Source organism: Methanobrevibacter sp. AbM4, from assembly GCF_000404165.1.
Classification (GTDB): domain Archaea; phylum Methanobacteriota; class Methanobacteria; order Methanobacteriales; family Methanobacteriaceae; genus Methanarmilla; species Methanarmilla boviskoreani.
Genome location: NC_021355.1, coordinates 228,572 through 240,444 on the forward strand (window position 1 = coordinate 228,572; position 11,873 = coordinate 240,444).

The window sequence follows — 11,873 nt, forward strand, 5'->3', positions numbered from 1 at the left end:
TTTAACAATTATTTCTTTGATTATTATGGGATATTTTAAACATATTGATAATGGTGATGGACCTACTAAGCTATTTCTTGGGGGAGTTCATGGTAATGAAGGTAAAACTGCTATTAAGATGATTAATCGTCTTAAACGTGAAGATTTTGCCGATGGTCAGATTTATATTTATAACTTCGATTCCTCACCCTATATTTCAACGGTGGATAAAAGATATTATGAATCTGAAATGGGTCAAAAGGTTATAAGCTTGATTAACCAGTATAAACCAGATTTTTATACGGAGCTTCACTGTTATAATATAGGGCATTTTAAAAATCTTACAAGTATGTCCAGATTTGAATCCCAGGGTGTTCCTCCTTTAATTGATTGTGGAGAATATGTTTTGATTAGTTCTGTTTCCCCGTTAATCAGAATTAAGTATTTCACTAAGGAAACTATATGTAAAACATTGGAGATTCCTTGCCTACATGATGAGAAGAAATTGGACAATGCGATTGAAAATTATGGGTTCAATCCAGATAAATCCATTGACAGATATATGGATCTATTGTATCTTATTACACGGTCTGTATCACGTAAGGATTTTACGGAAAGAATATCAAAATATTATCCTACTCAAGTTGATCTTGCAAGGGAATATGTTAAAAAGATTTTTGGAGAATTCTTCCCTCCATTTTAGATATTCAATAAACTTTTTTTTATTTTATAATTGCTTAAAATTTTTAAAAATTTCTAAAAAAAGATATCTATTCCTAATTTTATATTTCAAGTATTTTTAATTCTGAAAACTCATTTTTGATTAAACATCAATCATTTTAAGGGATTTTTTAAAGGTTTCCTGTATTTAATTCTTTTACAGATTTAAAAGTTTATCATGTTGAAATCAATACTATTTTAATAAACTGTAATCTATATATATTATAAATACAAAAATTATACCGGAAGTTATATTCCGACTATTCATTAAAATAGAAATTATATTTATTAGTTATTAAAAAGCAGATTAAGTGATGTAAATGCAGATGATAAGAGCAATTATTAGACCTGAAAAGGTTGATGATGTAATTATTGCATTGGATGATGAACAATTCCATTCAGTTACAGTAATGGATGCAGAAGGTCGTGGAATTCAGAAAGGATTAAACAAAGGTGATGAACACTTTGATCAGTTACCTAAAAAACTTTTAATATTGGTAGTTGAAGATGAGGATGTGGATTTTGTAGTTGATTTAATCTCTGAGGAAGCTTTTACCGGTAATCCTGGTGATGGTAAAATATTTGTTAGTCCTGTTTTAGAGGCTTATACAATTAGAACAAGAAGTCAAGGATTATAAAAGAGGTTTTTATAATGAAAGAAATCATGGCTTTTATTAGAGATAAAAAATATGAAAGAACTAAGGAAGTCTTAACTCTTTTAGGTTTTCCAGGAATGACTGTCGTTCCGGTTTTAGGAAGGGGTAGAAAAATTCAAAACAATAAATTAAAAACCGATGATTTTGCGGTTATTCCTAAAAAATTGATTTCAATTGTGGTTCCTGATGAGGATGTAAATCTAATAGTTGAAGTAATTATGAAAATCAATTCCACCGGACGTTATGGTGATGGTAAAATATTTATATGTCCTATAACCCAATCCATCAGATTAAGAACAGATGAAACAGGGGATGCTGTTTTATAATCTTTTTTTTATTTATAGTTCTTTACCAAAAGTTTATACCTAATGAATTATAAAGATATGTTCATGGAAAAATTTAATAATAAAATTGAAAAACATTTGGAACTTTCAGAAATTGCAGATATGCTGAAAGAGTACAAGGAATATTACAATGTTTACAGACGTCTTTTGTTAATTCACATGGTTGCAAACGGTGAAAGTATTGCTAAAGCCTCAAAAAACATTAATATTTCAAGAAAAACAGGCGAACGTTGGGTCAAACAATATAATGAAAAAGGTGTTGACGGTTTATTTTCAAATTATTCTAACTGTGGAAGGAAATCTTACTTAAATAATCAACAACTAAAAGAATTAAAAGAAATAATAACTGGAAATGAAGAAAAATATAATTTAAAAGATGTACAAAACTTAATTAAAGAAAAATACGGTATAACATATAGTGAAAAGCAAGTATGGGTCATTACAAGACAAAAACTAAATTTAAACTATGGAAAACCATTCATTAAATACAACACCCGTCCTGAGAATCCGGAAGAGGATCTTAAAAAAAACTAAAAACAACAGACATAAAAACAGAATACTTTGCTTTTTTAGACGAAACGTCTTGCCAAAATGTTCCAAATGTTAGAAAAATATTATATACTCCTGGAGAAAAAAATATACAAGTAAAATATCCAGTAAAATTTGGAATAAATGTAACAGGATTTCAAGGAATCAATTGCAACTCCTACATGGAAGCAAATACAAAAAACAATGCATTTCAATTTGTAATTACATTATGTCATTACCGTATTGAAAACATGACCAATAAATTAGGTAAACAATTAATCGAGGAAGCAATAAACAATGAAAACTTATCTGATGAAAAAATAAAAAAATATTTATCCCCCAAATCATTGAACGAAATGGATCTGATAAATAAAATCAATAATGAACTATATAATGACAAATCCAAACAGAAGTCAATAGAAAAAATTCAAAAGATTTGCAGAAAAGAAGACAACAACAATTCAAGAAAAATCTGGTATGAAAAAAGATTAAGATTAATAAATAACCTATTAAATCCAAAAATAACCGAAATAAACTCAAAAGAAAAAAGAATAAACATTATTTTAGATAACGCAAGAATACATCATGCCAAAATTGTTGAAAAAGCCTGTGAAATATTGAACATAAACTTAATTTTTCTAAAACCATATTGCCCGGATTTAAACCCAATCGAAGATGTATGGCGTAAAATTAAATCCAAAGTGTATAAATCAATCTATAAAAATTTAAACGAATTAATTAAAATATTTGAAGATGAATTCTATAAAATAGTTGATTTAACCTCATTCTACACAAATTGGGTCAACGAATATTTAGGTATAAACATTTGGTAAAATACTATATTTTTAAATAGATGGAATTAATTTTAAATTTATATAAGAGCTATTTTTTTGTTAGAAAAAGAAAATTAATTTGATCGTTTATAATTTATAAAAAAGTTGGTTTTTTAAGTTTTATAAGAAAAATAATTTTAAATTTAGAAAAAATCTTCTAAACTTTTCTGTGAACTGTTAAGGTTCTTGATTTTACCTGCACTGTTTAAAACTCTGTCCTTTGAAAAACCATGCTCTTCACATAGGAACTCTACAATACCCTCACGGTCCGGTTCTTTAAACTTAATGGTATAATCCTCATTTACTCTAGGGTTTAGGAAGATATTTCTTAAAATATCTATGTCTATCTTAGGCTCTGTATCTAAGTCTTCTAGAACATTTTCCAGATTATTATCATTTAATAGTTTCATACCTCTTTTAACACCGATACCATGAACTCCATCATTAAAATCGGTACCTACAAGAAGTGCAAGATCGATTAGTTGTTCCCTTGTAAAATCAAGATTTGATAGAACCTTGTTTAATTCCATATATTCAAGATTTGAAAGTCCCCCACTTAAGGTAAGATTTCTTATAATTCTTGGAGAACCAAATAATAAACAGTCATAGTCCTGTGATGCAACGGCCCATGCATCTTTTTTCTGAACCATATAGGATGCCTGTGCTTCACCTTCACCAAGTGCCTGAACATAAGGTATTCCCATTAAATCAAGTAAATATTTGGAACTTTCAACTACATATGGTGTAATGTGTGTTGTACGCATTGCATATTTACGTGCTAACTCCTCATTACCTTCTTTAATAGCTTTCTCCCATTCTTCTTTTGATTTTATTTTAGCTTCTTTACGTTTAGCTATTGTATCAGATTTATATTCTGAAGGTTTTCCATCAAAAACATAAATAGGTTTTATTCCACGTTCAACAATAGATGATGTTCTATATAAAAGACCACTTAAATGGGAAGTTACATTACCATTAGCATCTTTAAGAGGCGTTCCATCCCTTTGACGAATTCCTGATAAAAATTGATAAATTGTATTAAAAGCATCGATAGCTATTGTTCTTCCTTCTAAATCTTTTAAATTAATTTTTTCTGGAGAAGCAATATCTTTAAACTTCACTCCCATTATCTCACCTTCATTCTTTTTTTTATAAATTAACAGGTTTTGTTTTTTATTAATCTGTTTTTTATTAATTTGGACTCTTTAAATTAATTAGATTTATGATGTTCCAGTTAATCTAAATTAAGCTTTGTTAATTTGATTTTAATTTTATCTTTCTTCTTTAAATCAACTGTTTTAAGATTTATCTCTTTAATCTGAATTAATTGATTTTTTTTATATTATCTTATTTTTTTTCTAAAATCTATCTTATGTATTGTTTTTGTTTAATCTAGATATTCTCTAAAATAGCCTATTGGAAACATTTCCTGAATCCACATGATTTTCTCATTATTGTGTATAATATCATAGTTTCTTGATAGGAAATCCTCATCTGTCTTATATATTTCTTCAAGTTCTGGCTCTGATTTTATTACTTCAATGTCCCCGATTTCTCTTCTTGTTTCAAGTTTATAATTCTTTAGGATTCTTCCGATTGGAATGTCTTCTGTCATTAATGAGTCTTTAATTTCTTTGTTTATTCTAGATAATGGAATATAACTTTTTGCAAATATTAGTGGTTTATCGTCCTTATGCATTATTATTGTTCTGTTATTTACCTCTTCACTTTCATCAATATTGAAGTGATTTGAAACCTCCCTATTTGCCTTTTCAACATGCTGGTTAATGGTTTTTAAGGTAATCTTATTATATAATACATCTAAAATTGCAGTAATTGATCCGTCAGTTGTAAGAAGTATCTTCTGTGTGTTGGATAACTCTATGTTATTCTTGTTTTCCAGGTAGTTTATTCTATCAATTAAACATTTGTTGATATTGTTCTCTTCTTTAATCATAATGTCCCTTTAAAAATAGTTCTCTTTAAAAAATATAAAAAATAAGTAAAAAAAGTTAATTTTCTGGTTTTGCAATAAATCCTTTTATTGCGGAAGCTGCAACCACTTTTGAATTTGCAAGATAAACTGATGATTTAGGATCTCCCATTCTACCTTTGAAGTTTCTGTTTGTAGTTGATATGGCTGTTTCACCTTCAGATAAAACACCCATATGTGCTCCTAGACATGGTCCGCATCCCGGATTACATACTATTGCACCGGATTCCATGAAGGTTTTTATATATCCCTTATCTAGGGCTTGAAGATATATTTCACGTGATGCCGGAAGAACTATTAATCTAACATCCTCATGGATCTTTTTCCCATCAAGAACTTCTGCGGCATTTTTTAAATCAATTAGTCTTCCATTGGTACAAGAACCAATTACTCCCTGGTCGATGGAGGTTCCCTCAACCTTGCTAATTGGTTTTACATTGTCCACATCATTTGGACATGCGATTTGTTCTTCCATATTGTTTATATCGAAATGGTATTCCTTACTATAAACTGAGTCCTTATCGGATTTTTTGATGTTTAACTGATTTCTACTTTTTCCGGTTCTTTTACATACATAATCTATGGTAGCATCATTAGGTTCCATTATACCATTTTTGGCACCCATTTCAATGGCCATGTTTGTCATGGTCATTCTGCTTGCCACATCAAGGTTATCAATGGTCTTACCACAGAACTCCGCACTTTGATAGGTGGCTCCTGCAATTCCAATCTTTCCAATTATATTTAGAATAATATCCTTGGAGGTTAAATTACCTAACTTACCTTCGACTTGGATTTTTATAGCTTCCGGAACCTTGAACCATGTTTTACCAGTTGCATAAACCATAGCAATATCCGTTGCACCCATTCCTGTGGAAAATGCTCCAAATGCACCATAAGTGCATGTGTGTGAATCCGCACCAACTATAACTTTTCCAGGTTCCACTAAACCCTTTTCCGGAAGTACTTGGTGGCAGATACCTTCACCATTAATGTAATGGTGGGTGATGCCTTGTTTCTTAATAAAGTTTCTTGCAACTTTCTGGAATTCTGCAGATCCAATTGTATTTGCCGGTATGTTATGATCAAACACTATCGCTATCTTCTCAGGATCCCATACATTATCTGCTATTTTTTCAAATGTTTTAATGGCAGGTGGTGATGTACCGTCATGTGACATTACAAGGTCGACATTTGCCTCGATAATTTCACCAGGATTAACTTCATAACCTACTTTTTCTGATAAAATCTTTTCTGTAATATTCATTTTTACACTTTAAAATTGTATTTTAATTTACTATATAATATCTTTATAAAATATTAAAATAGTTTTTATTTTAATTGTATCCTTATTAGAAAATTTTTTCAAGATAAAATTCCCTTTAATTTAAAAACTCTTCTAATATTTAATTTAAATTTAAAATAAGATTTTTTCCAGGTGTACTGTAAAATAGGATTGATTGTTTTAGATATTAAAGATAATACTGTTTTATTTTCTTCTTTTAAACTTATAATCTCTAGATCTATTATAAAAAAAGGTTAAATCATTTTAGATATTGAATTAACGATCAAATAGTCTGATTCTATCAGAGTTGAATTTAATTCTATAAGAAGGATTCCATTTAGACATTAAAAACTATATAAAAATTAGCTATTTGTTAAATGATTAAAAATAATAAAAAAATTAAGAGTGGATTTATAAATCAGCAAGGTTTACATTTTTGACGATTTCCTTAAAGACATCATCATTGATGTAGGTACCTTTCTCTCTTGTTTGTTTAACTTGTTTTACAATTTCACAAAGTTGGTCATTGGTTACTTTATAACCACATGCGTCAAGTTTTGCTTTAACTGCTCTACAACCTGAATGTTTACCTAAAACTAATTGTCTTTTTTGACCTACAAGTTCCGGTACATATGGTTCGTAGGTTAATGGCTCCTCAATAACCGCATCTACATGAATACCTGATTCATGTCTAAATATGTTTTTACCTACTATTGGCTTGTTATAAGGAACTGGTAAGCCTGTAGCTTTGGATACAAGTTCTGAGATTTCTTTAATCTTTTTGGTTTTAAATCCTAAATCCTTTCCATATAATAATTTAAGGGCCATTACTAATTCTTCAAGTGAGGCATTTCCTGCTCTTTCACCAATACCATTGATGGTTACTGAAACCGCACTGGCACCTGCTTGAAGTCCTGCAATTGAATTTGCAACAGCAAGTCCAAAATCATTATGGCAATGCATAGCAATATCTGTGTTAATCTCTTTTTTAAGTTCTGATACAAGGTAAGTAATTCCTTGAGGATTTGCAGCACCAACGGTATCTGCTACATGTACTCTGTCAACACCATATCCCTCAGCTTTTTTATACATTCTTTTTAGGAAATCTAAATCTGCCCTTGTTGCATCTTCTGCAGAGAAAGCAACGAATAATCCATGGTCTTTAGCATATTCAATAGATTTCATACAGATATTTAATGCCTGTTCCCTTGTAAAGTGTAATTTATGTTCGAGGTGTAAATCGGAAGCTCCCATAAAAGTAATTACTCCGTCAACATCGGCATCTAATGCCGCATCGATATCTTCTAATTTTGTTCTAGCTAAACAGATGACCTGTGCATCTAATCCTTCATTAGCTATTGTTTTAACAGTGTCCTGCTCTGTTGAAGATACCCTTGGGAATCCTGCTTCTATCTGTGGTACTTTAAGTTCATCTAATTTTTTAGCAATTTCTATCTTTTCATCTTTGGAGAAAGCTACACCTGGAGTTTGTTCTCCGTCTCTTAAAGTAGTGTCGTATACAGTTATATCTTTAGGAAATGTGTATTTGACCTCTTTATTGTAAGGACTAACATAGTATTGCAAAAATATCACTCCTATTATATTATGATTGTTATTAATTAAATTTGATATGTATTTTTTTATTAAATCAATAATTATTTTATTATTTTGTAAAATTAGTAATAATTACAAATTTAAATTAAAAATTTATGTTATTTAATTTGTAAGTCTGTATATTTAAATATTAATCAATTTAAATTTTTAAATATATTTTTTTTAAAAAAGAGCTTGAAGGTTCTAAAACAATTATGGCGAAACGTAAACTTTTCTTTTCAATAAAAAAAGATGTTAATTGTTTTTATCTTTTATCATTTTTTCCATATGATTTTTAATTTCTGATATTAATAGGGGTATTTAATATTTAATATAATATTTAATATTTTATAATATATTTTTTGAATCATCTTTTTTTTAAAAATTTTAATATCATAAAAAATTAAAAAAAATAATTTTTTAGTTTCCATTAGTATTTTCTTATAAAATAAGATGAGATTTTGTAGAAGTTTAAATGGAAATTTTCTAGTGTTTCATCTATACTTCTATGGAGGATGATTAAAGTAAAAAATCTATTAATTTTCATCAATATTTTCTAATAGGCCAAGATATGAGGTCCTTTCAAAGCCATCGGTAATACCCAATTTTTCAAATACTTTAAACAAACCTTCCTGTGCCTCACTATAATCGGTACCATCTTCAACAAGTGCCTCAATTTCCATATAGGGATCTAGACCTTTTACATCATCAAGGCTTATCTCATAATTTTTATATCTGTAAATTTCCCTATCTTTTATAACCTCACGAACAGCAGTAAAACCTAAATGTTCAAATATTTTTCTACATTTATTTTCATCCTCAATACCTATTTCAATTTCTTCTCTAGTTTTACTTTTTTTATCTATTTTAGGTCCTTTATAGGTTATAAATAAATTACTTTCTTTATCGGTTTTAGTTTTTCTTATTCTTAATGCTTCATCAGTTTTAGCAAAATCACAGATAGGACTATTAAAATATATATCCTCTTGATGTTCAGTTTTTATCTTTTCTGCTTTTAATTCGAGTATTTTTGTTCGAATTTCATTAAAACTATTGATTTTAGCTTTTGCTTCAACTTCTATCATTTATAACAACTATCCTTTATTTTATTATTTTTTATAAAATTTTTAATCATTCTTTATTATTTTCTATTTTGTCTATTTTTACATAAAAAATTTATTTTTAAATAAGGTTTATATACTATTTAAATATAAATTTATATACAGTAAAAATTTTAGTTTAAATATTTGATGTGCTTATTTTTCAAATTATATATAAAATGTTTACTTACTTTTTTTCAAAAATATGATTTGGAGGTATATAATGACCGATGTTGATATAAAAATAGAAAACATTGTGTCTTCTGCTAGTATTGGTAAAGATATAGTACTTACTGATGTTGCTAAAAATTTACCTGGTGTCGACTTTAACCGTGAGCAATTCCCTGGTCTTGTTTTTAAATTAAAAGATCCAAAAACTGCTGCTTTGATTTTTAGCTCAGGTAAATTAGTATGTACTGGTGCTAAATCTATAGATGACTCAAAGTTAGCTATTAGAAAAACCGTGGATCTTATGAGAGAAATCGATACTGAAATCCCTCATGAATTCGAAATTAAAATTCAAAATATTGTAGCTTCTGCTAATTTAGAACTTCCGTTAAATTTAGAAGCTGTTGCTTTAGAATTAGAAAATACCGAATATGAACCGGAACAATTCCCTGGTTTAGTATATCGTCTAACTGATCCTAAAGTAGTTTTATTATTATTTGGTTCTGGTAAGGTTGTTTGTACTGGAGCAAAAACTCGTAGTGATGCTAAGCTTGGTGTAGAAAGAGCTTACGACAGACTAAAAGAGTTAGACTTAATATAATTTGGTGATATGTTTGATTAAACTTATAGTATTTGACTTAGATAATGTTATAATGAATGGAGAGGCAATAGACGAGATAGGAAAAATTGCAAATGTTAAAGATGAAATTGCTGAAATTACAGATAAAGCAATGAAAGGCGAACTCGACTTTGAAACCTCTATTAAAGAAAGAGCTAAACTTCTTGAAGGAGTTTCAGTCGATGATATTGTTGAATTAAGAAATAATATTCCTCTTACCGACGGTGCTGAAGAGACTGTTAAAACTTTAAAAGATGCTGGCTATGATGTAATTGTTATTAGTGGTAGTTTTGATATTATTGCAGACCCATTAAAAGACAAATTAGGTATTGATGAAATTTTTGTTAATTCATTAACTGAAGAAGATGGAAAATTAACTGGTGAGGTAACTGGAGACTTAGTTTCCGGTACTAAACTTCAAGTATTAAATAAATATATTGAAGATAAAGATATCGAATTAGCTGACTGTGTAGCTATTGGTGACGGAGCTAATGATATCTCAATTATTGAATCCGCTGGTTTAGGTATTGCATTTAATGGTAAACCTGCTGTTAAAGAAATCGCTGATGTTATTGTTGATGATGATAATTTAACCGCTGTCTTAGATCCAATTAAAAAAGCTGCTGATGCTGATAAAAAAGAAGAATTTGTTCTTGCAGACACTCTTGAAGGAGTCAAACAGCAAAAAATTGAAAAAGAAGAAGAAATTTCCAAAATTGCTGATGAAAGAGAACATTACAACAGAGTTGCTAAAGAACAACGTAAAATCCGTGATGAATTAAATGCTTCTTTAAAAGAAAACTTAAACAAAGCTATCGAATATAGGGACGAACGTAATAAAATCAACAAAGAAGTTGAGGCAGAGAAAAAATTACGTAACGCTGCTAATAAAGAGCTTAGAAACTTAGAGTGGTCTTCAGGTAAAAAAGACAAAGTTAAAATCGAAAATGAAATCAAGAAAATTGATAGTATCATTGAAACTAGGGTTTTAGATATTAAAAAAGAAAATCAACTTGTTAAAAATGCTAATGATCTCCGTAAACAATTAATGGATATTCATGAAGATGATAAGGTAAAAGCACAAGCTGAGGAACTTAAAAAACAATCTGAAGAACATCATGCTAATGTTGTTGAACTTTCCGAGAAAGCTCAAGAAGCACATGAACAAATGTTAAACTATTTCAGAAAAACTGATGAAATTAGAGCTGCTGCTGATGAGGCACATAAAAACTTCATTGAAGCAAGAAAATCTGCTTCTGCAAAACATGAAGAATTCAAATCAGTTTTAAGCGAAATCCACGTCATTAATAAAAGATTAGGTACATCTAGACCTAAAAGACGAAAATCAAACAAAAATCAACCTGCTCCTAAGAGAAACTTAGAAGAGAAAGAGAAAGCTGAAAATATTTTTGATAAATTTAAACATGGTAAAAAGTTATCTACCGAAGAACTTTTACTTTTACAAAAATATGATATAAACTAAATTTAGTTTATTTCTTTCTTTTTTCGTTGATTTTTCATTGATTTATTTTTTATATCTTTTTATTATCTATTTTTATTTAATTTATGAATCTAAGGATTATTCATCTATTTTTCTTATTTAAAGTTTCAGTAATCTTTTAATCTTATTATGATAATCTTTTTCTTTTTATTTTATTTTCAGATTTAAGGTTTATTTCATCTATTTTTATTTTATTTTCAGATTTAAGGTTTATCTCATCTATTTTTATTGTTTAAAGTTTCATTGTCTTTTAATTTTATCATAATAATTTTTTATTTTTAATCATTTAAAACAAATATTTTTCAGCTGATTTTCAGCTGTCCTAAAAGTTTAACAAAATCCTTTATAATTTAAAAAATTAGTAAATATAATATATTATAATATATAGAAGATTATTTTTCTAAAACTGATTTTTTTTTTAAAATGAAAAAAATTTATATAATGTAATTGAATTTACTATGAATAATAATATTTTAAAATTTCAATTTTTTTATTTAATTTAGAAACTGAAAAATTTCAGTAACTAGTATTATCGGATATTATTTTTAATTTTT

12 protein-coding genes are annotated in these 11,873 nt (G+C 28.3%); 7 read left to right on the plus strand and 5 right to left on the minus strand.

The features are described from left to right. Nucleotides 1-25: 25 nt before the first annotated feature. The 5 genes from ABM4_RS00850 to ABM4_RS08685 all read left to right on the plus strand — a co-directional run bounded on the left by ABM4_RS00850 (nucleotide 26) and on the right by ABM4_RS08685 (nucleotide 3,060). Nucleotides 26-682, plus strand: coding sequence for a DUF2119 domain-containing protein (locus ABM4_RS00850; RefSeq protein WP_016357792.1), 657 nt, complete (start codon nucleotides 26-28; stop codon nucleotides 680-682). Between the two features lie 337 nt (nucleotides 683-1,019). Continuing rightward, nucleotides 1,020-1,337: a P-II family nitrogen regulator gene (locus tag ABM4_RS00855; protein WP_016357793.1), complete on the plus strand. Its 318-nt coding sequence runs from the start codon at nucleotides 1,020-1,022 to the stop codon at nucleotides 1,335-1,337. Between the two features lie 14 nt (nucleotides 1,338-1,351). Then, nucleotides 1,352-1,681 carry a P-II family nitrogen regulator gene (locus ABM4_RS00860; protein WP_016357794.1) on the plus strand — a complete coding sequence of 110 codons (330 nt, stop codon included), beginning with the start codon at nucleotides 1,352-1,354 and terminating at the stop codon, nucleotides 1,679-1,681. Nucleotides 1,682-1,723: 42 nt separating this feature from the next. Beyond that, the gene (locus ABM4_RS00865; protein WP_016357795.1) at nucleotides 1,724-2,233 is read left to right on the plus strand and encodes a helix-turn-helix domain-containing protein; all 510 of its coding nucleotides are present in this window, start codon (nucleotides 1,724-1,726) and stop codon (nucleotides 2,231-2,233) included. A 176-nt stretch (nucleotides 2,234-2,409) separates the two neighbouring features. Next, complete coding sequence (locus ABM4_RS08685) at nucleotides 2,410-3,060, plus strand: transposase (RefSeq protein ID WP_016357796.1); 651 nt, start codon at nucleotides 2,410-2,412, stop codon at nucleotides 3,058-3,060. Nucleotides 3,061-3,203: 143 nt separating this feature from the next. Here ABM4_RS08685 and fen read toward each other — a convergent pair whose 3' ends face one another. The 5 genes from fen to cyaB form a co-directional block, all read right to left on the minus strand. Beyond that, on the minus strand, nucleotides 3,204-4,187 hold the full coding sequence (gene fen / locus ABM4_RS00875) for a flap endonuclease-1 (protein ID WP_016357797.1): 984 nt from the start codon (nucleotides 4,185-4,187) through the stop codon (nucleotides 3,204-3,206). Nucleotides 4,188-4,447: 260 nt separating this feature from the next. Beyond that, nucleotides 4,448-5,017: a chorismate lyase gene (locus ABM4_RS00880; protein ID WP_016357798.1), complete on the minus strand. Its 570-nt coding sequence runs from the start codon at nucleotides 5,015-5,017 to the stop codon at nucleotides 4,448-4,450. A 55-nt stretch (nucleotides 5,018-5,072) separates the two neighbouring features. Then, a complete protein-coding gene (gene hacA, locus ABM4_RS00885) occupies nucleotides 5,073-6,320 on the minus strand; it encodes a homoaconitase large subunit (protein ID WP_016357799.1) in 1,248 nt (415 codons plus the stop codon). 429 nt (nucleotides 6,321-6,749) lie between these two features. Further along, nucleotides 6,750-7,922, minus strand: a complete 1,173-nt coding sequence (locus ABM4_RS00890) for a homocitrate synthase family protein (RefSeq protein WP_016357800.1) — start codon at nucleotides 7,920-7,922, stop codon at nucleotides 6,750-6,752. 545 nt (nucleotides 7,923-8,467) lie between these two features. After that, nucleotides 8,468-9,016 (minus strand): class IV adenylate cyclase, encoded by a 549-nt coding sequence (gene cyaB / locus ABM4_RS00895; protein ID WP_016357801.1) that lies wholly within the window; start codon nucleotides 9,014-9,016, stop codon nucleotides 8,468-8,470. A 238-nt stretch (nucleotides 9,017-9,254) separates the two neighbouring features. Between cyaB and ABM4_RS00900 the strand changes: the two genes are divergently transcribed. Together ABM4_RS00900 and serB are read left to right on the plus strand one after the other, a co-directional pair. Then, nucleotides 9,255-9,800 carry a TATA-box-binding protein gene (locus ABM4_RS00900; RefSeq protein ID WP_016357802.1) on the plus strand — a complete coding sequence of 182 codons (546 nt, stop codon included), beginning with the start codon at nucleotides 9,255-9,257 and terminating at the stop codon, nucleotides 9,798-9,800. Between the two features lie 13 nt (nucleotides 9,801-9,813). After that, on the plus strand, nucleotides 9,814-11,301 hold the full coding sequence (gene serB / locus ABM4_RS00905; RefSeq protein ID WP_048200752.1) for a phosphoserine phosphatase SerB: 1,488 nt from the start codon (nucleotides 9,814-9,816) through the stop codon (nucleotides 11,299-11,301). The last annotated feature ends 572 nt before the right edge of the window (nucleotides 11,302-11,873 follow it).